Raw genomic sequence first — 26,648 nt, forward strand, 5'->3', positions numbered from 1 at the left:
AGCAGCACCTGTGAGCACCGAACGCCCCAACAAGGTTGTGAGCCCCTTGCCTTCCCAGCTCCCCACGTATGTGTCGGACACCGCACCGTGGCGGGGCGCCCTGCGCCCGGCCCGCTCCTGGCTGCATTCCGACGCTCCCTCCCAGTCGCTCAACGGCTCCTGGCAGTTCCGTCTGTCGCCCACGGCGGCCGTCGCCGAGGACTTCGCCTCCGAGGACTTCGACGACCGGGGCTGGGACAGCATCCCGGTGCCGGCGCACTGGGTGCTGGAGGGCGACGGCGCCTACGGCCGGCCGATCTACACGAACGTCCAGTACCCCTTCCCGATCGACCCGCCGCACGTCCCCGACGAGAACTCCACCGGCGACTACCGCCGCCGTTTCGACGTCCCCGAGGACTGGTCGGACGCCGAGCGGGTCCTGCTGCGGTTCGACGGGGTGGAGTCGCTGTTCCGGGTGTGGGTGAACGGCGTCGAGATCGGCAGCGCCAGTGGCAGCAGGCTGGCCCACGAGTTCGACGTGACGTCCGCGGTGCGACCGGGCGGCAACGTCGTCGCCGTACGGGTGCACCAGTGGTCGGCCGCCAGCTACCTGGAAGACCAGGACCAGTGGTGGCTGCCGGGCATCTTCCGGGACGTCACCCTGCTCGCCCGCCCGGCCGGGGGCGTCGAGGACGTCTGGCTGCGCACCGGCTACGACCACGGAAACGGCCGTATCGACCCGGAGGTCACCGCCGACGCCGCCGCGTTCCCCGTCACCCTGCGCATCCCCGAACTCGGCGTCGAGCGGGTCTGGGCCACCCCGGCCGACGTGGCGCCCCTCGACATCGCGGGCGTCCAGCCGTGGTCGGCCGAGCGGCCCCGCCTGTACGACGCCACCGTGTCCTCGGCCGCGGAGAGCATCGCCCTGCGGGTCGGCTTCCGCACGGTCGAGATCCACGGCGACCGGCTCCTGGTCAACGGCCGCCGTGTCGTCTTCCACGGGATGAACCGGCACGAGGCCCACCCCGAGCGCGGCCGGGTCTTCGACGAGGAGCACGCCCGCGCGGACCTGGCCCGCATGAAGCGGTTCAACGTCAACGCCATCCGCACCAGTCACTACCCCCCGCATCCCCGGCTGCTCGACCTCGCCGACGAACTCGGCTTCTGGGTCGTCCTCGAAAGCGATCTGGAGACCCACGGCTTCGAGAACGTCGACTGGGCCGACAACCCGAGCGACGACCCGGCCTGGCGCGCCGCCTATCTGGACCGTGTCCAGCGCACCGTCGAGCGGGACAAGAACCACCCCGCCATCGTGATCTGGTCACTCGGCAACGAGGCCGGAACCGGCGCCAACCTCGCCGCGATGTCGGCCTGGGTCCACGCCCGCGACCCCGAGCGTCCCGTGCACTACGAAGGCGATTACACCGGCGAGTACACCGACGTCTACTCCCGCATGTATCCGACGGTCCCGGAGATCGAGCAGATCGGCACGGACGGTTCCGTCGCGCCGCTGCTCGGCTGCACCCCCGCGCAGGGCGCCCGGCAGCGCACCAAGCCGTTCCTGCTGTGCGAGTACGCCCACTCGATGGGCAACGGGCCGGGTGCCCTCGACCAGTACGAGGAACTGGTCCACCGGTTCCCGCGGGTGCACGGCGGTTTCGTCTGGGAGTGGCGCGACCACGGCATCCTGGCCACGGCCCCGGACGGGACGCCGTACCACGCCTACGGCGGCGACTTCGGGGAGGTCGTGCACGACGGCAACTTCGTGATGGACGGGATGCTGCTCAGCGACGACGTGCCGACGCCGAGCCTGTACGAGTTCAAGGCGGTCGTGACGCCGATCCGCTTCGCCTTCGACGGCGACAAGCTCGTGATCACCAACCTGCGGCACTCGGCCGACACGTCCGACCTGCGCTTTCGCTGGCGCGTCGAGCACGACGGGAACCTCGTGGACTTGGGGGAGTGGGATGCCCCGGTCCTCGCGGCGGGCGAGTCGGGGCGGGTGCCGTTGCCGCCGGTCGCGGTGGCCCCGGACGGCGAGACCTGGCTGACGGTCGAGGCGGTGCTGGCGACGGCGACCGCCTGGGCGCCGCAGGGGCATGAGATCGCCACCGCCCAACTCGACCGCTCGGTACGGCGGCCGGTGCCCGTCGCCCGGCCCCGGCGCGACTGGCGGCCCGGCGAGGGAACGCTCACGCTCGGCATCGCCGAGTTCACCGGCGGCTCCCTCACCCGCCTCGCCGGGCGCCCCGTGGCCGGCCCTCGCCTGGAACTGTTCCGCGCGCCCACCGACAACGACGAGAGCCGGGCCGACCGGCTGGAGGGAAGCGACAACAGCGTCCTCGGGGTGTCGAGCGCCGACACCTGGCGCCGCGACGGCCTGGACCGGCTGACCACGCGGCGCCTCGACGTCGAGCAGGCCGCGGACGCCCTGCGCACCGTGGACCGGGTCTCCGCCGCGGGCTCCGCCCTCTCGGTGACCGTGGAGTCCCTCTGGTCGATCGAGGACGGCGAACTCGAACTGCGCGTGGAGATCGAGCCGTCGCGCGGCTGGCGGTCGGTGTGGCCGCGGATCGGGGTGCGCTTCGAACTGCCCGACGGGACGGCACCCGTCGACGGCGCGGACTGGTTCGGCCTGGGCCCGCTGGAGTCCTACCCCGACAGTCTCCGCGCGGCCCGCACCGGCCGCTTCTCCTACCCGATCGGGGACCTCGCGGTCGCCTACGCGCGCCCCCAGGAGACCGGCCACCGCTCCCAGCTGCGGCGCCTCACGCTGACCAGCGGCGGCACCGAGGTACTGCGGCTCGTGGCACTCCCCGACGCCCGCGGTCGGCGCCCCGGCTTCACCCTCGGGCGCCACACCCCCCAGCAGATCGCCAGCGCCGCACATCCCTTCGAGCTCCCGGAGTCGACCGCGAGTCACCTGATCATCGACGCCGTCCAGCACGGACTCGGCTCCCGGTCCTGCGGGCCGGACGTGTGGCCGGAGTTCGTGCTGCGCCCCGAAGCCCGCACCATCAGGCTGCGCATCACACCGGGCGCCTGAGCAACAGAGCCCGTCGGCGACGCTGCTGCCCACCGTGGGCCGGCGGGCCGACCGGGCGCTGCACGGCCCGGCGGCGGGGGTGGCTGGCGGTTCCCCGAACGATGGTCCCGGACCGCGGACTGCCCTCGACGAGAGCATGCCGCTCGAGCCGGGCGCCTGCCGCATCCCCCTCTCCGAGATCGGCCGGGCCGAGGCCTACGCGCGAGCCTGTGCCGAGCTCGGCGAGCCCCGGGCCGCTGTCGAGGGGCGATGGCGGCCGGCCAGGCGACCCGGCGAAGCCCACCGCCCTCGTCAGGACCGTTTCCCGGCACACACTTCGTCAGCGACGGGCCGAAACAGCGGTGCGGTCTTCAAGGATGCATCCATGGGTTCGCACACCGTCTGATGACCAAACGGAAGGGCAAGTACGCCATCGGACAGAAGGGCCTGATCCTCGGCCGCGAGGGCGTGGGCACGGTCACCGAGGTCGGCCCGGCCGTCGCCGGCCTCAAGCCCGGTGGCCTGGTCGTGATCAACCCCACCCAGCCTTGCGGGCTGTGCCCTGCGCGCAGGGTCGGCCACGAGCGTTGTCTCTACCGGGTTCCCGACTCCATGAGCGCGTCGCAGTCGTCCGAGAGCCGATGGCGGAAGCCGAGTGGTGAGCCCAGGTATAGGGGGTTGCTCCGTGTGTCGGTCCTTCCTCGGGCTTGGCGAGGTTCGGCCATGGGGTCATCGGGAGGCATTCCGCTCGACTGTGCCGACGTGCCGGGGCCCTCTCTCCAGGTGCGACCTCGCCCGGCTTCCACATGACCAACGGCCGCGCCGGCCGGCGCGGCCCCGCATCTCCGAGAATCACACCTCGTGCCACTACGGCGCCGCTGCCCGGGAGAAGCGCCGACTGGACGCGAGGCGGGCCGGGGCACTCCTCCCGGTTGTCTGAAGCAGGCCGTCAGCCCGATCCGGGTGCTGCCCGGCCCGCCACGGTCGTCGGCGTAATGCCGCGCCAGGTCGATTTCCTTCTCGACTCCACGGAAAGTGAGTTCTGACATGACAGGTTTGCCCAGTCGCCGACAGGTACTCGGCGGGACGGCAGCGGGAGTACTGGCCACGCTGGCCGGGATCCCGCATGCCGGTGCCGCGTCCGCCGCTGTGACGTACACGGCGCCGGATCCGCGGGTGTGGATCCACCTCAACAACGGGTGGCGATTCATCAGAGCGGACGCCACTGGTGCGCAAGCGCCCGGTTTCGACGACTCCGGATGGACGTCCGTCGTCACCCCCCACACGTGGAACGCCGTCGGCGGTGCCGACGGCGGCAACGACTACTACCGCGGAGTGGGCTGGTACCGCCGCCGCTACACCGTGCCGGCCGAACTCGCCGGAAAGAGGCTGTACCTGCAGTTCGCCGGGGTCAACCAGATCGCCGACGTCTGGGTCAACGGCACGTACCTCGGGCAGCACAAGGGCGGGTACTCCCGCTTCCGTTTCGACGCCACGGCCGCGCTCGTCCCGGGCGGGGACAACGTCATCGCGGTGAAGGTGACCAACGCCCGCGACACCGGCATCGCCCCGTTGAGCGCGGACTACACCTTCCAGGGCGGCATCTACCGCAACGTGAGCCTGTGGGCCGTCGACGACCTCCACGTCCGGATGACGGACTACGCGGGCCCCGGCGTCTACCTCCGGCAGACCAACGTGAGCGCGGCCTCGGCCACGGTGACCGTCACGACGAAGCTGTGGAACGACAGCACCACCACCAGATCGGTGGTCGTGCGCAGCGTCATCGCGGACAAGAGCGGGACCGTCGTCGCGGAGACGAGCAGCACCGCGCAGACCGTCCTCGCGGCCACCGGCACGGAGGTCCAGCAGACTCTCCACATCAGCAGCCCGCACCTGTGGAACGGCCTGGCGGATCCCTACCTCCACAACGCCGGCGTCGAGATCCATGACGTCACCGGGGGCGGGGACCAGATCACGGATGTGGTGACCGAACGCCTGGGTCTTCGCTCCATCGCCGTCGACGCCAACACCGGGTTCCGCCTCAACGGCAGCCACCTCCACCTGCATGGCGTCAACCTGCACCAGGACCGGGCCGGCCAGGGCTGGGCGATATCCGACGCCGATCACACCCAGGACTTCGACCTCATCAGCGAGATCGGCGCCAACGCCGTCCGGATGGCGCACTACCAGCACGACCAGAAGGACTACAACCTCGCTGACGAACGCGGAATGATCGTGTGGGCGGAGATTCCCCTGGTCGACCTCGTCACCGACTCGGCCGCCTTCACCACCAGCACCCAGAACCAGCTGCGGGAACTGATCCGGCAGAACTACAACCACCCCTCGATCGCCTTCTGGGGCATCGGCAACGAGCAGATCGACTACAACGGCACCGCCACGAACACGCTGCTCGCGTCACTGGCCGACATCGTCGAGGCCGAGGACCCGGACAGGCTCTCCACCTACGCGGTCCGCGGCGAGGACCCCGACAACGCGCAGGCGGGACTGCACACCCAGACCACGGGCTTCAACAAGTACTACGGCTGGTACTACGGCTCCAAGGACGGCGACCTCGGCGCGTGGGCCGACAACCTGCACGCCACCTCCCCGTCCCGCAGGATCGCCATGTCGGAGTACGGCGTCGGCGCCAGCACCACCCAGCACGCCCTCAACCCGCCCAAGCCGGCTCCGGGCGGATCCTGGCACCCCGAGGAGTACCAGTCGCTGTTCCACGAAGCGGCCTGGAAGCAGCTCGCCGCCCGTCCCTTCATCTGGGGCACGTTCGTCTGGGCCATGTTCGACTTCCCCTCCGACGGCCGCAGCGAGGGGGGCCAGCCCGGCATCAACGACAAGGGCCTGGTCACCCGCGACCGGCAGATCCGCAAGGACGCCTTCTATTGGTACAAGTCCAACTGGGCTACCACTCCCACCCTCTACATCACCAGCCGTCGGTGGACCCAGCGCACCGAGCCCACCACCGAACTCAAGGTCTACTCCAACGCGGGCCAGGTCACCGCCACCCTCAACGGCACCTCCCTGGGAACCCGGAGCAGCAGCGACCACATCTTCAGATGGCCCAGCATCACCTTGAGGCCCGGCCAGAACACCGTGACGGTCACCGCGACCATCAACGGCTCCACCTATACCGACAGCGTCAACTGGACACTCGGCTGAGAACCCCGCCCCTCGACAGCCGCCCGGTCCGCACGCGGCACAGGCGCTACAGGGGTAGGGCGGGCGATGCCACAGTTCTCGGGTGGCCGTATGACCACCGCCACGATCCCGTAGGTGGGCGGGTCTCGGCGGCGTGACGATGCCAGGTGGCACACGACGTACGCGACGAAGCTCCGGTGGGCAGAGTGACCTGTCAGGTCGTTCTGCCCGACCGGAGCTTCGATGTGCCGTTCAGTCCGCCGCCGCGTGTCACGCCGAGTCGCCCACGGCGTCAGCTTCGTGCGACTGCCGTCGGGGCCATGATCACGGCAGGGCGAGCCATGGCCCGTTCGATGGGAACTGTCAGCTTCGTGCGGAGGGTGAATTCGCCCGGCCGCAGAACGGCGTCGCGCACGTCCTGCGTCACGATGAACGAGCACCGGCGGGAGCAGTGTCAGGCATGGGCCAGTCCCGGGAGGTGTTCGGCGAGGTGCATGGTATGCAGCCGCGCGAACTCGTCGTGTGTGCAGCGTCCGTAGGCGGGGTGGGGGGCGTGTTCTCCGGTGTGGCCGGTGAACAGGGCCACCGCGTCCGTGAAGCCGGCCGCGGCCTCGCTCACCGGCAGGCCCGGGTCCAGCGGCGGCGCTCCGTCGATCTCCGCGCCGAGCGGGTGCTTCATCGCTCCGCGGCGCAGGAAGACCCACTTGGCCAGAGCGCCTGCCGTCGCCCGGAACAGGGCGGGCTTGAGCTTGGGATAACCGGAGACGGAGTAGCGGACGGTCTGGGCACAGTGCTGCAGTGTCTGGGACAGGTTCCAGGCGCTGCCCGGCGCCAGCAGGTCACGCTCGGGGCGACCGAGGTCCTTGCGGAGCCGTTCAGTGAGCTGGACGAGGGTGAGTGAGGTCATATCGCAAGATTCCGTTTCCTGCATGCTCGACGGCCAGGGCCCCGACGTCGGTCCCGCCCCTGGCGGCAGGCCCATGCCGGGCACTCCCCGCTCGCTGGGCAAGCACTGGTACTGACTACTGCGTCAGAGCGCCGGTGCATGCTCGTTCAGGTGGTCGATGATCAGGCTGGTGAGGACCTCGGGAGCCTCATCGGGGACCCAGTGACTGATGCCTTGCAGTGCGTGGAACGAGTAGGGGCCGCTCACCCATTTTTCTGTGGCATGAGCTGCGGTGGACCCGAGCGCGACGTCCTCGGTGCCCCAGACGTAGAGCGTGGGTACCTGGATCTTCCCGACCGCGGCGTCAGGCCGGTCGGCGCGGTAGTAGTTGAGGGCCGCGCTCAGCGCACCGGGTTCGGACAGACGCTGTACGTATGAGTCGACGTGATGGTCGGCAACCTTGCCCTGGTAGAGGGAACGCAGGAGCGCGGCGTCGTCCGCGAGGAAGCGGGCCTCTGTGTCGGGGCTGCGCCAGTCCTGCTGGTACTGGGAGCGACGGCGTTGGTCGTCGTCGGTGCGATGTGCCTCGCCCAGCGCGTTGGGATGCGGCGTCGACACGGTGGTGAGCGTGCGCAGTCGCTCGGCGTGCCGGGCCGCGGTCCACCAGGCGATGGCGCCGCCCCAGTCGTGTCCGACGAGGTCGAAGCGGTTCCAGGCGAGTGCGTCGGCCACCGCCAGAACGTCCCCGACCAGTTCGCTCACCCCGTACGCGTCGGCACGCATCGGGCGCACACCTGGCGAATAGCCGCGGGTGTCGGGCGCGACCGCGCGGAAGCCCTGGTCACCCAGCGCGGCCACTTGTTCTTCCCAGAGGACGGCGGTCCGGGGAAAGCCGTGCAGGAGCAGGACGGGGCGCCCGTCGGCGGGTCCTGCTGCGATCGCGTCGAAGGTGCCTGAAGCCGATGGGATTTCAAGGTGTTCTGTCATGGTGCATCCTTTTCGGGAAGGTGGGCGCCCCGTCGGGGCATCGTGCCCACGAACGCTCCGCTGCCGAGCAGCGCCGAAAGAGCCACCGCCAGGACGAGCCGGCGGGTGGAGATGCGGCGACAGCTGCGGCGACCTAGGGTGACGGCTCGTCGATCGCGCGGTGTCGCGGCGCTGCGGGTGCCCCTCAGGGCGCATCAGTTCTGTCGCCGCTTGCGCCTCATGGCTCGTCGGTGGGTGGGTCCGTGCGGCCGATGATCCAGGCGCCCCACTCCGTGTCGGTGCGCCGTTCAGGCAGGTCCAGCACGGTGGAGACCGTCAGGACGAGACCGGTGGCCAAGAAGGAGCGCACCTGCATCGGGTCGGCGCCCGTCAGACGGGTGATGGTCTGCTGGAGGTCGAGCTGGCGCCGCCGTACCGACTCCTGGACCACCGCGTCGCCTGACGCGGCATAAGCCTGCAACAGGACGAGGCCGACAGTGGGTCGGCTCTGCAGGAGATGCCGGTAGGCGTCACCGAGCGCGCTCAGCGTCGGTTCGGCGCTCTCGAAGGTGGCCTCGATCCCGTCGTAGGCCGCGTGTACGACCTGAAGGAACAGATCACGCTTCGAGCCGAACATCTGCACGATGCGGGGATGGGAGATGCCGACCCGTGCGGCGATCGCCTCGATGCCCGCCCCCGACAGTCCTTTCCGGGCGAACTCAGCGTCGGCCGCCTCCATGATCTCAGCCCGCCGCACCGACGCCGGCTTACGGGTGCGGCCGGGCTCGGTCACTTCTCGGCCTTCGCGCGGCCGATCTGACTCAGCACGAAGCGGTGGTCGTACAGGCACCGGTAGGCGTGGATCAGCCCGTCCTCTCCCAGCTCCAGACGGTCGTCACCGTGGAACTCCACGCGCTGCCCCGTGCCGGCGAGGGTCCCCGAGAAGCGCCACGCCACCAGCACGGCCCGCCGCGTCACCTCCCCGTACAACCCCATACGCGTGAACGAGTAGTCGGGAAAGGCCTGTGCCATCTGCGTCACGAAGGCGCGGAGGCTGTCGGGGCCGTGTGCCGTCTCACCGAGCGCCGGCTCGTCGTACACCAGGTCTTCGGCGCACAACGCCGCCGCGGCATCGCCATCGTGCTCGTTCCAAGCCCTCTCCCATCGATCGCAGAACGCCTCAAGGGCCTTGATGTCTGATGCGGCCACTTCGGCCACGGTGGTAACCATGCTTCTAACTTACAGGTAAGTAAGATGCGAGCCAAGGGCCGGTTGGCCCAAGGTGGGGGCTTGCCTTGGGGCATCATCCGCGGTGACGACTACAGCGAAGCGAACTGAGGACCGGGTGCCCCACGAACAAGGTGATGGGCCTGATTGACCTCCCACCCGAGTCCTGGGATGGGAACTGCGGCTGGATGCTCTCCGCCAACCTGACCGCCGACCGCGACGCCTGGGTGAGGCTCCTGGCGGTGCGCGACCACGCCGATCTGGTCGATGCCGAGCCCGGCACCAGGCGCTTTCGCCTCTGCCGCCTGCGGGCCCGCATCGCGAAGCACGCCCGCCGCCTGCTCCGCATCGAGGCCACCTGGCCCTGGGCCAACGCGTTCACCACCTGCGGGCGGCGACTCTCTGAACTTCCCGCCGTCACCCGACCGTCGGTCCTGTCCCGACGAAGACCAGAACGGGGGAGACCCGCACCACCCCGGGCCCGTGGAGCCCGGCGCAGCCGCAGCGTCACGCGACGGCCCACCCCCGACTGCAGGGGACATTGCGAGCGAACCGCCGAGTCGCTCAGCGCCCGAACCTCGCTGCCGGATCGAGGTAAAGGGTGAGTCACGGCGTGCCGCGGACATCCAAGTTTGGTATCGGGACGATAGGGGGTGGCAGTTCGCCTGCGGGGAGTTGGCCGACTCGCTGGACGGCCAGTTCGCCCAGCCGCCGCTTGTCGAGGAGGGCGCTGCCTTGGTTGGCCGGAGGCAGACCGGGTCGAACGGTGGGGTGGTGACGCCGCCGAAGGGGAAGATGCCGCGGCTGGTCTCCGTGGGGAGGAGGTCGCCGACGGGGTGATGCCTCCCTCCGCTATGAGGGAGGGGTTCTCATGTCAGCTTTCTCCTCTGTGGGTTCACTCGAAGAGCACTGCAACGACTTCGGCGACGCACACAGGCTTGTCGCCGCCCCGCCGCTCGACGGTGACGCGGAGGACGGCCTGGGCTCCCTGCGGTCCGCGCCGCAGTTCCGTCAGCTCCACCATGCCCCTCACCTGGGAGTTCACGGGTGTGAGGGCCGGGCAACGGACCTTGTTGCTGCCGTAGTTGATGGCGGCGGTCAGCCCCTCGGTCCGCGCGGCTTCCGACAGGAGCATGGGGACGAGGGACGGGACCAGATAGCCGTGGGCGACCGTCGTTCCGTACGGGCCCTTCGCGGCCTTGTTCGGGTCGAGGTGGATCCACTGGTGATCGCCGGTGACATCGGCGAAACGGTCGATGTCATTCTGGGGCGGGCGCTACGGCGGCACTCACCGCCACCGCTGTTCAGGTGCCGGACGCGGTCCCCTGAACACAGCAATGTGACGCTGCTGGCGTCGTCGCGTACCTGGTCCACAACGCTGGGCGCCTGCTGCACCGCTCGCTGGACGAGCCCCGGAAGCCTGGGTGGCCTGGCGCTGCCGCCCCTTCAGTGTTGACGCCTTCTCCACCAGCACCGCCACTGGTGGCCCGCACCCGCTGACCCGGAATGCCCAGTAATGGTCCACGGCGCGTGGCTGCCCCTGTTTATCGGCCTGAGGACGTGTCAGCAATCGGGCTCTGTTCCGTAGTCGGTGGTGACGGTGCGTTCTCCTCATTGCAGGAGGATGCGGTGACGGAGGAGGTCGAATCCTGCTCGGCCGTGCATCTGCCGCATGATCTTCTTGGTTCGGGTATTGACGCCCTCGGTCCGGCCGTTGTGGTGGGGCAGGGTGAGGCCGGCGTTCACGGCGGCGCGGTCGAGTTCGAGGCCGTTACAGAAGCTGAGCAGGTGGGGCAGGCCAGCGGTGCGGACTGTCGCGATCCACCGGGAGAGCTTGTCGTTGTTGCCATGGGCCGGGGTAAGGAACGCGGCGAACTCGCCGGTGAGTCGGGCGAGTTCGGTCATCTCCGGGCACGCCGCGGTGAGGAGGCCGAGCAGGTCGGTGTCCTTGGTCCACAGGTGCTCGGGGTGGGTGAGCAGGAGCCGGGCGACGCGGCGGGGGGTTGTCACGGGGCGGTCGCCTTCAGCGCGGCCCTGATTGAGGTAGCGGACCAGCAGGTTGGCACTGCCGGTATAGCCCAACTTCCGGATCTCTTCGAGGAGATGGGTGACCGGGACGGCGGGTTCCTCGGCACGGCGTCGGCGCAGGTGGTCGCGGTAGGGGTCGACAAGGGTGGGCCGGTAGCGGGGGGCGATGCGATCCGCGGGCGGTTCAGGGATGCGGGCGTAGCGCTTGACGGTATTCAGGGCGAGGTTCAGTCTGCGGGAGCAGTCGAGCAGGCCCACGCCGGAGTCAAGGAGGGCGTGGACTTTATGCCAGCGCTCGCGGGTGGTCTGCTCGCGGACGCCGCCGGGCCGGGGCGGGTTGACGGTGGCCCAGCAGGGGGCGTGGGCGCGGACCTCGGCCAGAACTTTGTCGCACAGGTTCCGCCACAGATGCCAGCGGTCGCTGACCTGCACCGCGTCGGGCAAGGCCCGGCGGATCGCCTCGGCGTAGGTGGCCGAGCCGTCCCGGCACACGACTTCGATCCCTTTCTGCCCGTGCAGCCAAGCCTCCAATGTGGCGGCTTCCCGGTCGGGCAGGACGTCGACGCGTTCCCCGGTCTCGGCATCGATGATGAGCGTGGCGTAGCGGTGCCGGCGGCGCAGGGCGAAGTCATCGACCCCGATCACCCTCGGGATCCGCAGCGTCGGCGGGGGTATTGCCCGCAGCACCCGCAGGGCGGTGGCGAACGATACGGGCACGGCCAGTAACCGGGTGAGCCGGGCAGCCGCCCGGCCGCATAACTCTTTGACCACCCCCGAGACCTGGCTGGTCAGACGCGTGGTGCGGCGCTGAAGGCGCTCGATCAGCCCAGGGACTTGCTCGCGGAAGGTCTGCCGCCGACAGCCCAGGACCGGGCAGACCAGACGTCGTACCCGGACGTTGACCACGACCCGGCGGCCATCGACCGGCACATCCGCAACGGTCCGGACGTGGTATCCGTGCACCTTCCCCGTCGGGACCCCGCACATCGAGCAGGGAAAGGGAACATCCCGGGTTCGGGCCAAGACCCGGATCATCTCGCCGTCGTCCGCCACATCCTCGATGACCAGCGCTGAGAGCCCTGAGAACACCGTTGCCACGAGGGAGTTGACATCTCGCATACAACATCAACGACGCCCGTCACCAACCGTCACCACCGACTACGGAACAGAGCCGCCATAACGGTGTACGGGGCACGGGTCCGCCTGGTGAGGCAGTCGAGGTGACGCACACGTGGGAGGACATGGAAGCGCGCCTCGGCCGGCTCACCCTCACGGCCGCCGCCGCGCTGGACGACCTCACCGGGTGCTGCCTGGGACACGGTGGACGAGCGGCTGCGTTTCCTCGTGGAGAGGGTCGCGGCCTAGGCCGGACATGAACCTCAGATGACGCGTTCCACCCTCTGTGCGGAAGGGCCCGCACCATCGTGCGGGCCCTTCCGCGTCATCCCCTACTTGGCCGTGCGTCCCGCCTCCCAGGTGGGAGACGAGTGGGAGACAAGTGGGAGATGATCATGGCGTGATGCTGCAATCAGGCGCTAGGAAATGCTAGACAGCGCTACCTGTGCGGCCCGGTTTCAGCCGCCGGATTCGCCCGCGTGCGGGCTCAGCACACCCATGCTGACCAGCACAATCACCACCACACCGAGGGCGATGCGGTACCAGACGAACGGCATGAAGCTCTTGTGCGAGATGAACTTCATGAACCACGCGATGACCGCGTAGCCCACCACGAAGGCGATGACCGTGGCGAAGATCGTCGGCCCCCAGGACACATGACCGCCCTCCATCGCGTCCTTCAGCTCGTAGCCGCCCGAGGCGATCACGGCCGGGATGGCGAGCAGGAAGGAGTAGCGGGCCGCGGCCTCACGCTTGTAGCCCATGAGGAGGCCACCGCTGATCGTGGCGCCGGAGCGGGAGACGCCGGGGATCAGGGCCATGGCCTGGCAGAGGCCGAAGATCAGGCCGTCCTTGATGTTGAGCTGTTCGAGGCCCTTGCGCTCCTTGGCGGCACGGTGCTTGCCGCCGGTCTCGTCGCGGGCGGCCAGGCGGTCCGCCACGCCGAGCACGATGCCCATGACGATCAGCATGGTCGCCGTGACGCGCAGGTCGCGGAAGGGGCCCTCGATCTGGTCCTTGAGGGTCACGCCGAGGACACCGATCGGGATGGAGCCGACGATCACCAGCCAGCCCATCTGGGCGTCGTGGTCGGAGCGCAGTTCCTTGTTGAACAGGGAGCGCGACCACGCCGAGATGATGTTGGCGATGTCCTTGCGGAAGTAGATCAGCACGGCGGCCTCGGTGCCGATCTGGGTGATGGCCGTGAAGGCCGCGCCCGGGTCCTCCCAGCCGGAGAAGGCCGCGGTCAGGCGCAGGTGCGCGCTGGAGGAGACGGGGAGGAATTCGGTCAGCCCCTGGACGAGTCCGAGGATGAGGGATTCAAACCAAGACATGAAGTTACGTGGTCCAAGCGCTGATCGTGGAGGGCCGACGGAAGACGTGCCGCGCCGCGGGGCGGGTGATCACAGGTGCTGGGGGCAGCCTAGCGCCCCGTAGGGACGGGCCCGTCACAGGGGTTTCGCCGGGCCGCGCGGGGGCCGGGCGGGGGGTGTGCGCGCAACGAGTGGGGCGCGGGCGTTCCGAGGCGTGGAACGGCCGAATGCGCGGTGTTGACCAGTCACTATGTCCGCACATACTTTGCTGGCGAGGGAAAGCGCTTGCCGCTGGGAGGGCCGCCGACTGCCGGGGCCCCGCCACCAGGCGCCGGCCGATGTCCGACGTCACGTTCGATGGAGTGCTGATCACGTCCATGCCCACATCCAGCAACGACCCGAGCCCTGCTGCGGACCACCGGCCGAACCGCCCGCCGGCCCCGCTCGCCGGCCGTCGTGTCCGTGCCGCGATCATCGGCATCGGCGCCATCGGCGGCGGTTCGCACCTGCCCGCGCTGGAACGGCTCGCCGAGGAGGGCGAGACCGAGGTCGTCGCGGCGGTCGACATCGACGCCGACGCGGTGGCGAAGTTCTGCGCGGAGCACGGCATCCCGCACGGCTACACCGATCTGGACCGCATGCTGGAGGAGCAGCGGCCCGACCTGGTCAGCGTCTGCACCCCGCCGACCCTGCACCGGGACCAGACGATCGCCGCCCTGCGGGCCGGGGCCTGGGTGTGGTGCGAGAAGCCGCCGGTGCCGACGCTGGCCGACTTCGACGCCGTCGAGGCGGAGGAGGGGGCGCAGACCGGAGGCCCGTACGCCTCGATCGTCTTCCAGCACCGTTTCGGCTCCGGCGCGCGGCACGTCCGGACGCTGCTCACGGACGGGAGCCTCGGACGCCCGCTCGTCGCCCACTGCCAGACCACCTGGCACCGGGACACCGCCTACTACGCCGTGCCCTGGCGCGGCCGCTGGGCGACGGAGGGCGGCGGGCCCGCCATGGGCCACGGCATCCACCAGATGGACCTGCTGCTCGACCTGCTCGGCCCATGGAGCGAAGTGCGGGCGATGGCCGGCCGGCTGGTCCACGACGTGGAGACCGAGGACGTCTCCACGGCCCTCGTGCGCTTCGAGAGCGGAGCCCTGGCCACGGTCGTCAACAGCGTCCTCAGCCCCGACGAGGTCAGCCGCATCCGCATCGACTGCGAGCGCGCCACCGTCGAACTGACCCATCTGTACGGCCACTCCAACGCCGACTGGTCCGTCACCCCTGCCCCGGGCACCCCGGAGGCGGACGCGGCGGCCTGGCGGGACTTCGGCGAGGACGTGCCCAGCTCGCACCTGGCGCAGCTGCGGGAACTCGTGGCGAGCATGCGGGCCGGCGAGCGCCCCCGCAGCAGCGGCGCCGACGGGCGGACGAGCCTGGAGCTGATCGCCGCCCTGTACAAGGCGGCCTTCACCGACGTGACCGTGCGGCGCGGTGAGATCGGGCCCGGCGATCCGTACTACACGGCCATGCACGGAGGCGCCCCCGGGTGGGCGCCCGGAACCGTCCAGGTGTCCGCCGACGCGACCGAGGAGAGCACCGCATGACCTTCCACGACGGGCTGCGCGTCGTCCACGCCCACGGTGACCGGATCACGGTCACCGAGTCCGCCACGGGCGTCGAGCTGTTGAGCTACGTCTACCGGCCGGAGTCGGCCTGGGAGGCGCCGAAGCCGTATCTGCACCCGGTCCGGACGCTGGCCGGGGACGTCGTCACCGACTTCCGGCCCAACGACCACCGCTGGCACAAGGGCCTGCAGCTGACGGCCTCGCACCTGTCGGGCCAGAACCTGTGGGGCGGCAACTCGTACGTCCACGGCGAGGGCTATCTGCCGCTCCCCGAGCGGGTCGGTTCCATGGCGCACGCCGGCTTCGACGTCGTCGAGTCCGACGGCGAGCGGGTCGTGATCGCCGAGCGGCTGACCTGGCACCCGTACACCGGGGAGCTGTGGGCCGAGGAGGAGCGCCGGATCGAGATCCACGACGTGGACACCGAGGCCGGTTCCTGGGCACTGACCTGGACGAGCGCGATCACCAACCGCCGGGACGAGCCGCTGCTGTTCGGGAGCCCCACGACCGCCGGGCGCGAGATGGCCGGCTACACGGGCCTGTTCTGGCGCGGCCCGCGCGCCTTCCGGGACGGGCGGATCATCGGGCCCGACACCGAGGGGCCCGGTCTGATGGGGGAGCAGGCGCCCTGGCTGGCCTACTCGGGCGAGCACGACGGTACCGACGGACACGCCACCCTCGTCTTCGCCCACGCGCCGGAGAACGACCACACGGGAGCCGGGGGCGCCCACCCGGCACACTGGTTCGTCCGCAACGAGCCCTTCGCCGCCGTCGCCCCCTCCTGGGCCTTCTTCGACGAGCTGGCGCTCGCTCCCGGCGACACGCTCACCCGCCGCTACCGGGTGGTGGTGGCGGACGGGGCCTGGGAGCGGGGGGAGATCGCCAAGTACCTGGAGGCGCACCCGTGGTGAACGGCTTCGAGGGACTGCCGGGCGGGGTCGCGGTCTCGCACCTGTGCGTCTACGACTGGCCCGCGGCGGACGGTGTCCGCGGCGGAACTCCCCATATGCATCTGACCTGTTCGGAGGCGTACGTCGTCACCGGCGGCCGGGGCGCGGTGCAGACGCTGACCACCTCCGGGTACGAGGTCACGCCGCTCGCGCCGGGCACGGTCGCCCGGTTCACGCCCGGCACCATCCACCGGCTGGTCGACGAGGGCGACCTGCGGATCACCGTCCTCATGCAGAACAGCGGACTGCCGGAGGCGGGCGACGCCGTCCTCACCCTGCCCCCGGCGTACCTGACCGACCCGGAGACCTACGCGGCGGCCACCCGCATCCCGGCGGACGTGCCGCGGGAGGAGCAGGAGCGGGCCGCCCGCGCCCGGCGCGACCTCGCCGTGGAGGGCTACCGGGCGCTGCGCGAGGCGTCCGGCCCCGAGCCGCTCGCCGCGTTCCACCGGGCCGCAGCCGCGCTCGTGAAGCCCCGTCTCGCGCAGTGGCGGGCGCGCTGGGAGCGGGGCGCGCGGGCCGCCGCCGCCGCGACGGGGGAACAGCTGGACCGGCTGGAGCGGGGAGACGTGTCGCATCTGGCCGACGCCGTGGTCCGGGCCGAGGAGCCGTCCGTGTACGGCAAGTTCGGCATGTGCGGGCGCCTGGACGTCTACCGGGGGGACTGAGCGCCGGCCGCCCGGAGCGCTCCCGCCCCCCGAGGTCAGCGGGTGCGCAGGTGGTGGCGCTTGCGCCAGGCCACCACCGCTCCGATGAGGGCCGGGACCGCGATGCACGCCATGGCGATCAGGAACGCCGGGGAGGTCGGGGACGAGGCCCGGGCCCCGGCGACCGCGTACGCGGCGGTGTTGGGGATCGAGCCGAGCGCGGTCGCCAGCAGGAAGGGGAGGTAGCCCATACGGGAGACCGACGCACAGTAGTTCGCCGCCCAGAACGGCACCCCGGGGAAGAGCCGGGCCGCCAGCATCGACCGGAAGCCGTGGCGGCTGAGCTGGCCGTCCGCCGACTTCAGCCAGCGGTGGCGGAGCAGGGGGCGCAGGGCGTCCTGCCCGAGCATCCGGCCCAGGCCGAAGGCGACGCCGGCGCCGAGGACCGTACCGCCGAGCGCCGAGACCAGACCCAGCTGGGAACCGAAGAGCGCGCCCGCCGCGATGTTGAGGATCGGCCGGGGCACGAAGGCGACCGTGCACAGTCCGTACGCCACCGCGAACATCACGACCGCCGCGGCACCGCTCAGCTGGGGCGGCCAGCCGTCGGCCAGCAGCCGCTGCGGCTCGAACAGCACGACGGTCGACACGGCGCCCAGGAGCAGCACCACGAGGAACGAGAAGCGGGCCCAGGGGGCGAGCAGCGCTCTGCCCCAGCGGGCGGCCCGTCCCAGGGGCACGGCTGGAAGGGCGACAGGCGTGGCGACGGCGAGCTCCGTGGCGGCGGTCCGGGGAAGGACCGTGGCGGTGCCCCCAGAGCGGGTGGTGGCATCGAGCATTCGTCGACGGTAACCGACCCGTGTACCCATACGCCCCGCGGAACGTCTCACGGGGGTCACAGCGGGCATACCACGGAGCCCACCGGCCCGGGTGGGCCCGGCTCTCCCGGGGGCACCGCGCACCGTGCCGCCTGCGCCTTCCGGAACACGGTCCCGGCCCGGACCCCGTTCACCACGGGCGCCCCCTGTGAAGCATCTCTCTTCGGCTCCCTCCCGGAACCCGCCCGTACCGAAAACCATTCGACGGGGGCCGGTCCGTCGACGATGATCGACGACATGTTCCGGCACGCCTTCGCTCTCGCCGCATCCGCCACAGGCGCGGATGCCCCGAAGGCTGCCCTTCTGATCGTCGTGGCCGCCGCAGACGGCGCCCGAAGCTGACCCTTCCCGGACACATTCCGGCGGACCCCGCAGGGGGAGGGTCGGCCAGACCTCGGGGTCCCCGTCCCGGCAGCGCCCGTAGTCGCGCCGGGACCTCACTCAGTACCGCTGAAGAGACTTCGAGGTACCCCCATGTCCAAGACCGCCTACGTCCGCACGAAACCCCATCTGAACATCGGCACCATGGGTCACGTCGACCACGGCAAGACCACCCTGACCGCCGCCATCACCAAGGTCCTGGCCGAGCGCGGGTCCGGCACGTTCGTGCCGTTCGACCGCATCGACCGCGCCCCGGAGGAGGCGGCGCGGGGCATCACCATCAACATCGCGCACGTCGAGTACGAGACCGACACCCGGCACTACGCGCACGTCGACATGCCCGGCCACGCCGACTACGTCAAGAACATGGTCACCGGGGCCGCGCAGCTCGACGGGGCGATCCTCGTGGTCTCCGCGCTCGACGGGATCATGCCGCAGACCGCCGAACACGTGCTGCTGGCCCGGCAGGTGGGGGTGAACCACGTCGTCGTCGCGCTGAACAAGGCCGACGCGGGCGACGAGGACCTGATCGACCTCGTCGAGCTGGAGGTCCGCGAGCTGCTCACCGCGCACGGCTACGGCGGCGACTCCGTACCGGTCGTACGGGTGTCCGGGCTCAAGGCGCTGGAAGGGGACCCGCGGTGGACGGCGTCCATCGACGCGCTGCTCGACGCGGTGGACACCTACGTACCGATGCCCGAGCGGTATCTGGACGCGCCGTTCCTGCTGTCCGTGGAGAACGTCCTCACGATCACGGGCCGGGGGACCGTCGTCACCGGTGCCGTCGAGCGCGGCACGATCCATGTGGGGGACCGCGTCGAGGTGCTCGGCGCCGAACTGGAGACCGTCGTCACCGGGCTGGAGACCTTCGGCAAGCCCATGGCGGAGGCGCAGGCCGGGGACAACGTGGCGCTGCTGCTGCGCGGGGTCGGCCGGGACGCCGTCCGGCGCGGGCACGTGGTGGCCGCGCCCGGCAGCGTGGAGCCCCGGCGGCACTTCACCGCGCAGGTGTACGTGCTGTCGGCGCGCGAGGGCGGGCGGTCGACCCCGGTGTCCACCGGGTACCGGCCGCAGTTCTACATCCGTACGGCGGACGTCGTCGGGGACGTGGACCTCGGGGAGACCGCCGTCGCGCGGCCCGGCGACCGGGTCACGATGAGCGTGGAGCTGGGCCGGGAGGTTCCCCTGGAGCCCGGTCTCGGGTTCGCGATCCGCGAGGGCGGCCGGACCGTCGGGGCGGGGACCGTGACGGCCGTGCGGTAGGCCGGGCAGGACGCCCGGGGCGGGGGGCCGCGGGCCGGTGCACGGCCGGTCGCGCGGTCCCCGTGCTCGTCCCGGGGCTGCTTCGACGGTCCGCGGGCCGGGGTCGGGCCCGGCACAATGGGGCCGTGAACGAAGCCATACCCGTCTCCCGGGCCATCGACCGGGGGACCGCCAAGCTCATGCCCGACGTCGACCGGGAGCGGGCCTGGCTGCTGACCGTGGACGGGGCGCCGCAGTCGTACGTGGACCTGGACGAGCCGGAGCATCTGGAGTTCGAGTACACGCGCCGGCTCGGACATGTGCTGGACACGGCGGCTCAGCCGGGGCGGGCACTCGACGTCCTGCACCTCGGCGGCGGCGCGCTCACCCTGCCCCGGTACGTCGCCGCCACCCGGCCCGGCTCGCGGCAGGAGGTCGTCGAGTACGACCGGGGGCTGCTGGACCTCGTCGTCGAACAGCTGCCGCTGCCCCACGACGCGCGGATCGCGCTGCACGGCGCGGACGCCGGGGAATGGCTCGAAGAGGCCCCCGCGGACTCCGCCGACGTGATCGTGGGGGACGTGTTCCGGGGCTCACGGATCCCGGCGCACCTGACGACCGTGGCGCACGCGCGGGCCGCCGCGCGGGTGCTGCGCGCGGACGGCATGTACCTCGCGAACCTGGCCGACGCCGCGCCCTTCGCCTTCCTGCGGTCCCAACTGGCCACGCTGGCAACGGTGTTCGAGGAGCTGGTCCTGATCGCCGAGCCGGGCGTGCTGCGCGGCCGGAGGTTCGGGAACGCGGTACTGGTCGCGGCTCACCGGCCGCCCGACATCGCCGCCCTGGCCCGGCGCACCGCCGCCGACGCCTTCCCGGCGCGGGTCGAACACGGCCCGGAACTGCGCCGGTTCATCGGCGATGCCGCACCCGTGCGGGAGCAGGACGTCGTGCCGTCACCCGAGCCGCCGGACGGAGCCTTCGGCATCGGCTGAGCCGGTGTCGGCCGGGACCGCGGCCCCGGCGTCGGATTCGGGTCCGGGTTCGGGTTCGGCGACGGTGACGGTGACGGTGGTGGGCCCGGCCTCGGGTCCGGCGTCGGGTTTCGCCAGGGCCACCGGCACGGTGTGCCTGGTCAGGGTCCGTACGTCCCGGACGCACAGCACCGCCGCCGTGGCCCCCACGCACAGCGCGGCGCAGCCCCACAGGGCCGCCGCACGCCCGAACGCGCTCTCCGCCGGACCCGCCAGCGCGGCGGCCAGCGGCACCATCGCCACCGAGCCGAACCAGTCGTAGGCCGAGACACGGGACAGCTTGTCCTCGGGGATCTCCTGGTGCAGCGCGGTCATCCAGGAGACGCCGAACACCTCGATGGACAGACCGCTGACGAACATGGCCAGGCACAGGACGGCGATCGGTGCCGGAACGGCGAGCGCGGCGCTCGGCAGGGCGAACGGGAAGACGCACAGGACGCCCACGAAGAGGAGGCGGCGCGGTTTCCAGCGGGTCATGAGCAGCGCCCCCGCGGCGTTGCCCGCCCCGAACAGGGCGAGCGCCAGGCCCCAGGGGCCGGGGCCGCCGAGGCTGTCGTCGGCGACCTGGGGGCCGTAGACCGCGTCGGCGGCGACCATGACGGCGTTCACCAGGGAGAACTGGACGACGATCGCCCACAGCCAGGTACGGCCGGTGAACTCCCGCCAGCCGTCCCGGAGATCGGCGAGCATGCCGTGCCCCGGCTCGCGTTCGGGGATGTGGCTCACGTCGAGGAAGGCGCGCAGGGCGCCGGCACACGCGAAGGCGACGGCGTCCACCGCGAGCACCCAGCCGGGGCCGATCACCGCGACCATGGCGCCGCCGAGAGCCGCGCCCGTCATGGTCGCGCCCTGCGTGGCGAAGCGGAACAGCGCGAAGGCACGGCCCGCCTGTTCGGCGGTGACCGAGGACAGCAGCATGCCCTCGGCCGCCGGGCCGAAGAACGCCTGGCCGGTGCCGCCGAGCGCCGAGAGCAGCATCATCTGCCACAGACGGGCCTCGCCGGTGAGCACGAGCACGGCGAAGACGGCCTGGGAGAGACAGTTGAGGCTGTTGGCCGCGACCATCACCCGGTGCCGGGGGAGCCGGTCCGCGACCGCCCCGCCGATCAGCAGGAAGAGCACCAGCGGCAGGGTGCGGGCCGCCGCGACCAGACCGACGTCACCGCCGTCGCCGCCCGCTTCCAGCACCGCGAAGGCGGCCGCGATCAGGGCGCCGTTGCTGCCGAGGCCGGTGACGACCGAGGCCGCCGTCAGCAGGGTGTAGTTGCGGCCCGCCCAGGCGGGGCGGCGTGCGGCGGCGGGAGTGGTCACCCGCCGACTATCGCCGCCCCGCCGGCTTCTGCCAAACCGTTTCCGCAGGAGGAGGGGCCGGATCGGGCCAGGGCAAGCCGGTCCGGGCCGGCGCCCGGAGGGGGCGGCTCGGCCGGCGGTCCGCCGACCCCCGCCCCGGCGTCCGGCGCGGGCTCAGCCGCCCGTCGGTTCGCCGTACAGCCGTACCGTGCTGAGGATCTTCCGCACCGTCGCGTCCGGGACCTCGTCCTTGACGTCCTTGGCGCCGTGGAAGGTCCAGGAGACGTAGTCACCGGCCGAGTTCTTGAAGGCGAACGTGGTCGCCTTGCCCTCGGTGTCGCACTTGCCCTTCTTGGAGACGCCCTTGGAATAGGTCGTCGCGACACTGCCCTCGACGCCCGACGTCGTCGTGTACGGCTCGGGCTTGCCGATGGTCATCTTCTTCTTGGCGCCGTCCTTCTGGTCGGTGTAGCCGCCGAAGACCCACCACGCCGAGTCGTTGCGGGCGACGTCCTCGGTGCCCTTGGCGCCCTGCTGGCCCTTGGTGCCCGCGGCGGCCAGCGAAGTGGTCTCCTCGTTGCCGTCCTTGTCGTCGTCGGACGTGCACCACTTCTCCTTGAGGATGGCGGGTGCCGACATGCCGATGAGGACCGAACCGTCGCCCTTCTTGTCGTCCTCGAAGCCGATGAAGGTGTCGGCCGACTGCACGGCCCACTCGGGGGGCACGTCGAAGGCCGTACCCCACTTGGGGTTGACGACGACCTTCCAGCCCGCGATGGTCGGCTTCGCTCCGGCGTCCTCGCCGCGCGGGTTGTCCTCGGTGCTCTCGGACGCGGTCGGTGACGGGGAGGCCGAAGAGGAGGACTGCGTCGACGCCTTGTCCTTGTCCTTGTCCTTGTCACCTCTGAGGACCAGGAAGCCCGTCACACCGGCCGCCACGACGACGGCCGTGGCCGCGATGATCGCGATCAGCTTCGTCCGGTTGCCGCCGCCTCCGCCCGGCGGCACCGGCGGGCCCGCCGGTCCCTGTGCGCCCCACTGCGGTTGCTGCCCGTACGAGGGCTGCTGGCCCGTCGACTGGTATCCGGGCTGCTGGTAGGGGTTGGGTTGCTGATACCCCGGCTGCTGGTACCCCTGCTGTCCCGACTGGTCGTACCCCGGCTGCTGGTACGGATTCGGCTGCTGCGGTTGGTGCTCGCCCCCGGGCGGCTGCTGCTGTCCTGGCCACATGGCTCGTAACCATAGATGCGCCGAGGGGCGGGGTGCCACGGGAGTCCGGGAAGCGTCTTTGCACTCGGGACGAACGGTTCCAAATCGGCGCCGGGTGGGCGGGTGCCGGTGAACGGACGGCCGGTGCGGGCGACTTCGTCGTTCCTGTCCGCGAACGGTTTCGACGGGCCGGCGGCAGGCCCTGGCCAGACGTGGCTACTCGTGGGTAACATCGCGGCATGAGCGCAGACCAGATGTCGATCGGCGAGATGCTCGCCGCCACCGTGCCGATGGCCAGGACCCTGAAGCTGGAGTTCCTGGAGACCACGCCGGAGAAGGCCGTGGTGTCCCTGCCCGACCAGGGCGAGTTCCACAACCACGTCGGCGGGCCGCACGCCGGTGCGATGTTCACGCTGGGCGAGTCGGCGAGCGGGGCGATCGTGCTCGCCGCGTTCGGGGACCAGCTCTCCCGGGCCGTGCCCCTCGCCGTCAGTGCGGAGATCGCGTACCGCAAGCTGGCGATGGGCCCCGTCACGGCCACCGCCACCCTGGGGCGCCCCGCTGCCGAGGTCGTCGCCGAACTCGACGCCGGGCGGCGCCCCGAGTTCCCCGTCGCGGTCGCCCTCCAGCGCGCCGACGGCGCCGTGACGGGCGAGATGACCGTGGTGTGGACCCTGCGCCCCAACGCCTGATCCGCACCCGATCCCCACCCGGCCCTCACCTCCTCGGCCGCCGCGACGCGCCCGGTGCGACCGTGCGCGCCGAGCGACGATGCCGTCCGCGGGACAACCCGGAGGGCTCCGTCGCCGTCCGAGTAAGCGGGTAGGCTTCCCCGGCGTGCGCTCCGTCGCGAGCGCACGCCGGGGGCCTTTGAACCGCTACACGGGAGGAACCGGTCTTGCACGTCCAGGAGTGGCTCGAAACAGTGCCCCCGCTCGCCGTCTATCTGCTGGTGGGGCTGGTCATCGGCCTGGAGAGCCTGGGCATCCCGCTGCCGGGCGAGATCATCCTGGTCTCCTCGGCGCTGCTCGCCTCCCAGCACGGTGAGATCGACCCGTTCGTCCTGGGCGCCTGCGCCACCGCCGGGGCGATCATCGGTGACTCCATCGGCTACGCGATCGGCCGCAAGGGCGGCCGCCCGCTGCTGGCCAAGCTCAACCGGCGGTTCCCCAAGCACTTCAGTGAGGGCAATATCGCCGTCGCCGAGCGCTCGTTCGACCGCTGGGGCATGTGGGCGGTCTTCTTCGGCCGGTTCATCGCCCTCCTGCGCATCTTCGCCGGCCCTCTCGCCGGTGTCCTGCAGATGCCCTACTGGCGTTTCCTCGTCGCCAACGTGCTCGGCGGCATCCTCTGGGCCGGCGGCACCACGGCCGTCATCTACTACGTCGGAATCGTCGCCGAGGCATGGCTCAAGCGCTTCTCCTGGCTGGGCCTGGTCCTCGCCGTCCTCATCGGCGTCACGTCGATGCTGGTGATCAAGCGCAAGGCGAAGAAGGCGGCGGAAGCGGCGGAGAGGCCGGAAGGGGACCTGGTCCCCGCCGACTCCTGAGAGGCGCGGCGCCGCACGCCTGTGCCGCGCCCGCCCCGCGTACGGCCTAAGCGCCGTACTCGTCCTGTGCTTCCCGGTGGGCCGCGGCCAGTTCCGTGTAGTGCGTGCCGTTCAGGGTCACCAGCTCGCGTTCCTCCTCGGTGAGCGGGCGCTTCACCTTGGCCGGAACCCCCGCGACCAGCGAGCCCGGCGGGACCCGCATCCCCTGCGGGACCAGTGCCTGCGCGGCCACCAGTGACCCGGCTCCGATCACCGCGCCGTTCAGTACCGTCGCGCCCATGCCGATCAGGCAGTCGTCCTCGACGGTCGCCCCGTGCACCACCGCGTTGTGCCCGATGGAGACCCGCGCGCCGATCGAGACCGGGAACCCGGGGTCGACGTGCAGCGTGCAGTTGTCCTGGACGTTGGCGTCCGCGCCGATCACGATGGGCTCGAACTCGGCCCGCAGCACGGCCCCGTACCAGACGCTCGACCCCGGCCGCAGCGTCACATCCCCGATCACCACGGACGTGGGGGAGACGAACGCGGCCTCCTCCACATCCGGCTTGTTGCCGCCGAACGTCGTGATCAGGGCCCGCTGCCGGTTCATCGCCGCCTCCTGGTGATGGGTGCGGATCAGTCCGCACCCGCACCGTAAGCCATGGCACGCGCATCCCGTGGGGTGAAGATCACAGCCGTACGGCGTCATGCGGGTGCGGCGCGGTGAGTACCGTGAGCGGGTGCCGAAAAGCAAGAACACGTTCTCGTCCTGGCGGGGCCGCCTCGTGCAGCGCGCCGTCCACGCGGGCTGGGCGTGGCTGCAGCGCACGGGGTCGGTGACGGCCGACCGCCCCGGCCGCTTCCGCTTCGGCGCGATGGGAACGGGTACCAGACTCGCCTTCCCGCTCGGCACGGTCTTCGGTGAACCGTGGATCCAGCTCGGCTCCCACTGCATCATCGGCGAGCAGGTCACCCTCACCGCCGGGCTGATGCCCGATCTGGAGCTCGGCGCGGAACCGATCCTGCGCATCGGCGACGGTGTCGTCCTCGGCCGGGGCAGCCATGTCATCGCCGACACCACCGTCACCATCGGCAGCGACTGCTACTTCGGCCCGTACGTGTACGTGACGTCCACGAACCACTCCTACGACGACCCGCACGAGCCGATCGGCAAGCAGTGGCCGCGGATGGACCCCGTGTCCATCGGACCGGGCTGCTGGATCGGCACGGGTGCGGTGATCCTCCCCGGCGCACGGATCGGACGGAACGTGGTCGTGGCCGCGGGAGCCGTGGTGCGGGGGGCGGTGCCGGACCACTCGGTGGTGGCGGGGGCACCCGCGCGGGTCGTGCGGCGCTGGGATCCCGTCGAGGGGTGGCAGCCGCCGATCCGGACGCCCGCGCCGGTGCCGATACCCGACGGGGTCACGCCGGAGCAGTTGCTGGCCCTGGCCGAGTGGGACGCGGAGGGCGCGGGGGAGTCCGCCTAGGTGATCAAGGCCCGGCCCCGCGCAGTACAGTTCGGTGCGTGTCCGGTGCCCCCCGTCGCGGCGCCTCGCGGTCAACCTCTCCATGCAAACCATTGGACGGAACGTGTCGGATCTCGATCTGCTGACCCAGTCCCTGGCACGCAACGTCAAGCGCTGGCGCACCGAGCGGGGGTTCACGCTGGACGCCCTCGCGTCCCGCGCCGGCGTCAGCCGCGGCATGCTCATCCAGATCGAGCAGGCCCGCACCAACCCCAGCATCGGCACCGTCGTGAAGATCGGGGACGCGCTCGGGGTCAGCATCACCACCCTGCTGGACTACGAGCGGGGCCCCAGGGTCCGGATCGTGCCGGCCGAGCAGGTGGTCCGGCTCTGGCACACCGAGGCGGGCAGCCACAGCAAACTGCTGGCCGGTGCGGAGGCACCCGGCCCGCTGGAGATGTGGGACTGGCTGCTGATGCCCGGCGAGGGCAGCCGGTCCGACCCGCACCCCGTGGGGACGGTCGAGATCGCCCATGTCACCGAGGGCGAGCTGACCCTCACCGTCGAGGGCGCGGAGTACCGGGTGCCGGCCGGCGCGAGTGTCACCTTCGAGGCCAACGCGGCGCACGAGTACGCGAACCGGGCGGACGTGCCGACCCGGATGGTGCTGACGGTGTCGGTCCCGGCCGTGCACTGAGCGCACGTCCCGGCCGTGCG

The 26,648-nt window shown here is 71.2% G+C and carries 23 protein-coding genes; 12 read left to right on the forward strand and 11 right to left on the reverse strand.

Annotated features, from left to right (window positions below):
- Window positions 1–46: 46 nt before the first annotated feature.
- The 3 genes from SCAB_RS37105 to SCAB_RS37110 all read left to right on the forward strand — a co-directional run bounded on the left by SCAB_RS37105 (window position 47) and on the right by SCAB_RS37110 (window position 6,178).
- The gene (locus tag SCAB_RS37105; RefSeq protein ID WP_216868753.1) at window positions 47–3,025 is read left to right on the forward strand and encodes a glycoside hydrolase family 2 TIM barrel-domain containing protein; all 2,979 of its coding nucleotides are present in this window, start codon (window positions 47–49) and stop codon (window positions 3,023–3,025) included.
- A gap of 384 nt (window positions 3,026–3,409) precedes the next feature.
- A complete protein-coding gene (locus SCAB_RS49470; protein WP_158512272.1) occupies window positions 3,410–3,814 on the forward strand; it encodes an alcohol dehydrogenase catalytic domain-containing protein in 405 nt (134 codons plus the stop codon).
- A gap of 237 nt (window positions 3,815–4,051) precedes the next feature.
- A complete protein-coding gene (locus SCAB_RS37110) occupies window positions 4,052–6,178 on the forward strand; it encodes a glycoside hydrolase family 2 protein (protein WP_173402941.1) in 2,127 nt (708 codons plus the stop codon).
- A gap of 433 nt (window positions 6,179–6,611) precedes the next feature.
- Here SCAB_RS37110 and SCAB_RS37115 read toward each other — a convergent pair whose 3' ends face one another.
- From SCAB_RS37115 to SCAB_RS37150, 7 genes are all read right to left on the reverse strand, one after another.
- Window positions 6,612–7,064, reverse strand: coding sequence for a DUF1569 domain-containing protein (locus SCAB_RS37115; protein WP_006379044.1), 453 nt, complete (start codon window positions 7,062–7,064; stop codon window positions 6,612–6,614).
- Window positions 7,065–7,187: 123 nt separating this feature from the next.
- Window positions 7,188–8,030, reverse strand: coding sequence for an alpha/beta fold hydrolase (locus tag SCAB_RS37120; protein WP_006379149.1), 843 nt, complete (start codon window positions 8,028–8,030; stop codon window positions 7,188–7,190).
- Between the two features lie 217 nt (window positions 8,031–8,247).
- Complete coding sequence (locus tag SCAB_RS37125; protein ID WP_231885174.1) at window positions 8,248–8,802, reverse strand: TetR/AcrR family transcriptional regulator; 555 nt, start codon at window positions 8,800–8,802, stop codon at window positions 8,248–8,250.
- Entirely contained in the window at window positions 8,799–9,239 is a 441-nt protein-coding gene (locus SCAB_RS37130) for an ester cyclase (protein ID WP_044472782.1), read from the reverse strand. The genes SCAB_RS37125 and SCAB_RS37130 overlap by 4 nt, the downstream gene beginning before the upstream one ends.
- 892 nt (window positions 9,240–10,131) lie before the next feature.
- On the reverse strand, window positions 10,132–10,494 hold the full coding sequence (locus SCAB_RS37140; RefSeq protein ID WP_075693505.1) for a MaoC family dehydratase: 363 nt from the start codon (window positions 10,492–10,494) through the stop codon (window positions 10,132–10,134).
- A 353-nt stretch (window positions 10,495–10,847) separates the two neighbouring features.
- Window positions 10,848–12,383, reverse strand: a complete 1,536-nt coding sequence (locus tag SCAB_RS37145; protein WP_225966627.1) for an ISL3 family transposase — start codon at window positions 12,381–12,383, stop codon at window positions 10,848–10,850.
- Window positions 12,384–12,838: 455 nt separating this feature from the next.
- Window positions 12,839–13,714: an undecaprenyl-diphosphate phosphatase gene (locus SCAB_RS37150; protein ID WP_013005179.1), complete on the reverse strand. Its 876-nt coding sequence runs from the start codon at window positions 13,712–13,714 to the stop codon at window positions 12,839–12,841.
- Between the two features lie 356 nt (window positions 13,715–14,070).
- Between SCAB_RS37150 and SCAB_RS37155 the strand changes: the two genes are divergently transcribed.
- The 3 genes from SCAB_RS37155 to SCAB_RS37165 are packed head-to-tail and all read left to right on the forward strand — an operon-like array spanning window position 14,071 to window position 16,927.
- Window positions 14,071–15,288, forward strand: coding sequence for a Gfo/Idh/MocA family protein (locus tag SCAB_RS37155; protein WP_173402942.1), 1,218 nt, complete (start codon window positions 14,071–14,073; stop codon window positions 15,286–15,288).
- Entirely contained in the window at window positions 15,285–16,220 is a 936-nt protein-coding gene (locus SCAB_RS37160) for a DUF6807 domain-containing protein (protein ID WP_013005181.1), read from the forward strand. The genes SCAB_RS37155 and SCAB_RS37160 overlap by 4 nt, the downstream gene beginning before the upstream one ends.
- Window positions 16,214–16,927: a cupin domain-containing protein gene (locus tag SCAB_RS37165; protein WP_013005182.1), complete on the forward strand. Its 714-nt coding sequence runs from the start codon at window positions 16,214–16,216 to the stop codon at window positions 16,925–16,927. Before SCAB_RS37160 ends, SCAB_RS37165 begins: the two co-directional genes overlap by 7 nt.
- Window positions 16,928–16,962: 35 nt before the next feature.
- Here SCAB_RS37165 and SCAB_RS37170 read toward each other — a convergent pair whose 3' ends face one another.
- The gene (locus tag SCAB_RS37170) at window positions 16,963–17,745 is read right to left on the reverse strand and encodes a TVP38/TMEM64 family protein (protein WP_013005183.1); all 783 of its coding nucleotides are present in this window, start codon (window positions 17,743–17,745) and stop codon (window positions 16,963–16,965) included.
- Between the two features lie 513 nt (window positions 17,746–18,258).
- Here SCAB_RS37170 and tuf point away from each other — a divergent pair.
- Together tuf and SCAB_RS37180 are read left to right on the forward strand one after the other, a co-directional pair.
- Window positions 18,259–19,428, forward strand: a complete 1,170-nt coding sequence (gene tuf, locus SCAB_RS37175; RefSeq protein ID WP_013005184.1) for an elongation factor Tu — start codon at window positions 18,259–18,261, stop codon at window positions 19,426–19,428.
- A gap of 125 nt (window positions 19,429–19,553) precedes the next feature.
- Window positions 19,554–20,399, forward strand: coding sequence for a spermidine synthase (locus SCAB_RS37180; RefSeq protein WP_013005185.1), 846 nt, complete (start codon window positions 19,554–19,556; stop codon window positions 20,397–20,399).
- Here SCAB_RS37180 and SCAB_RS37185 read toward each other — a convergent pair.
- A complete protein-coding gene (locus tag SCAB_RS37185; protein WP_013005186.1) occupies window positions 20,361–21,749 on the reverse strand; it encodes an MFS transporter in 1,389 nt (462 codons plus the stop codon). The genes SCAB_RS37180 and SCAB_RS37185 overlap by 39 nt on opposite strands.
- A 153-nt stretch (window positions 21,750–21,902) precedes the next feature.
- The gene (locus tag SCAB_RS37190) at window positions 21,903–22,958 is read right to left on the reverse strand and encodes a hypothetical protein (RefSeq protein WP_013005187.1); all 1,056 of its coding nucleotides are present in this window, start codon (window positions 22,956–22,958) and stop codon (window positions 21,903–21,905) included.
- 233 nt (window positions 22,959–23,191) lie between these two features.
- Here SCAB_RS37190 and SCAB_RS37195 point away from each other — a divergent pair, with 233 nt between their 5' ends.
- Together SCAB_RS37195 and SCAB_RS37200 are read left to right on the forward strand one after the other, a co-directional pair.
- The gene (locus SCAB_RS37195; protein WP_037727477.1) at window positions 23,192–23,629 is read left to right on the forward strand and encodes a DUF4442 domain-containing protein; all 438 of its coding nucleotides are present in this window, start codon (window positions 23,192–23,194) and stop codon (window positions 23,627–23,629) included.
- A gap of 206 nt (window positions 23,630–23,835) precedes the next feature.
- Window positions 23,836–24,486, forward strand: a complete 651-nt coding sequence (locus tag SCAB_RS37200; protein WP_013005189.1) for a DedA family protein — start codon at window positions 23,836–23,838, stop codon at window positions 24,484–24,486.
- A gap of 46 nt (window positions 24,487–24,532) precedes the next feature.
- On the opposite strand, the gene SCAB_RS37205 is transcribed toward SCAB_RS37200, so the two are convergent.
- Window positions 24,533–25,075, reverse strand: coding sequence for a gamma carbonic anhydrase family protein (locus SCAB_RS37205; RefSeq protein ID WP_013005190.1), 543 nt, complete (start codon window positions 25,073–25,075; stop codon window positions 24,533–24,535).
- Window positions 25,076–25,172: 97 nt separating this feature from the next.
- On the opposite strand from SCAB_RS37205, the gene SCAB_RS37210 reads away from it, so the two are divergent.
- A complete protein-coding gene (locus tag SCAB_RS37210; protein ID WP_013005191.1) occupies window positions 25,173–25,952 on the forward strand; it encodes an acyltransferase in 780 nt (259 codons plus the stop codon).
- Window positions 25,953–26,055: 103 nt separating this feature from the next.
- Window positions 26,056–26,628 (forward strand): helix-turn-helix domain-containing protein, encoded by a 573-nt coding sequence (locus SCAB_RS37215; protein WP_013005192.1) that lies wholly within the window; start codon window positions 26,056–26,058, stop codon window positions 26,626–26,628.
- Window positions 26,629–26,648: the final 20 nt, after the last annotated feature.

Origin of the sequence: Streptomyces scabiei 87.22 (genome assembly GCF_000091305.1) — a bacterium.
GTDB classification, from domain to species: domain Bacteria; phylum Actinomycetota; class Actinomycetes; order Streptomycetales; family Streptomycetaceae; genus Streptomyces; species Streptomyces scabiei.

Bases quoted from the DNA above. Each gene is read 5' to 3' on its own strand.
- SCAB_RS49470 (WP_158512272.1), top strand. From the start codon at position 3,410: ATGACCAAACGGAAGGGCAAGTACGCCATCGGACAGAAGGGCCTGATC.
- SCAB_RS37110 (WP_173402941.1), top strand. From the start codon at position 4,052: ATGACAGGTTTGCCCAGTCGCCGACAGGTACTCGGCGGGACGGCAGCG.
- SCAB_RS37115 (WP_006379044.1), bottom strand. From the start codon at position 7,064: ATGACCTCACTCACCCTCGTCCAGCTCACTGAACGGCTCCGCAAGGAC.
- SCAB_RS37120 (WP_006379149.1), bottom strand. From the start codon at position 8,030: ATGACAGAACACCTTGAAATCCCATCGGCTTCAGGCACCTTCGACGCG.
- SCAB_RS37130 (WP_044472782.1), bottom strand. From the start codon at position 9,239: ATGGTTACCACCGTGGCCGAAGTGGCCGCATCAGACATCAAGGCCCTT.
- SCAB_RS37145 (WP_225966627.1), bottom strand. From the start codon at position 12,383: ATGCGAGATGTCAACTCCCTCGTGGCAACGGTGTTCTCAGGGCTCTCA.
- SCAB_RS37150 (WP_013005179.1), bottom strand. From the start codon at position 13,714: ATGTCTTGGTTTGAATCCCTCATCCTCGGACTCGTCCAGGGGCTGACC.
- SCAB_RS37155 (WP_173402942.1), top strand. From the start codon at position 14,071: ATGCCCACATCCAGCAACGACCCGAGCCCTGCTGCGGACCACCGGCCG.
- SCAB_RS37160 (WP_013005181.1), top strand. From the start codon at position 15,285: ATGACCTTCCACGACGGGCTGCGCGTCGTCCACGCCCACGGTGACCGG.
- SCAB_RS37170 (WP_013005183.1), bottom strand. From the start codon at position 17,745: ATGCTCGATGCCACCACCCGCTCTGGGGGCACCGCCACGGTCCTTCCC.
- tuf (WP_013005184.1), top strand. From the start codon at position 18,259: ATGTCCAAGACCGCCTACGTCCGCACGAAACCCCATCTGAACATCGGC.
- SCAB_RS37190 (WP_013005187.1), bottom strand. From the start codon at position 22,958: ATGTGGCCAGGACAGCAGCAGCCGCCCGGGGGCGAGCACCAACCGCAG.
- SCAB_RS37195 (WP_037727477.1), top strand. From the start codon at position 23,192: ATGTCGATCGGCGAGATGCTCGCCGCCACCGTGCCGATGGCCAGGACC.
- SCAB_RS37205 (WP_013005190.1), bottom strand. From the start codon at position 25,075: ATGAACCGGCAGCGGGCCCTGATCACGACGTTCGGCGGCAACAAGCCG.
- SCAB_RS37210 (WP_013005191.1), top strand. From the start codon at position 25,173: ATGCGGGTGCGGCGCGGTGAGTACCGTGAGCGGGTGCCGAAAAGCAAG.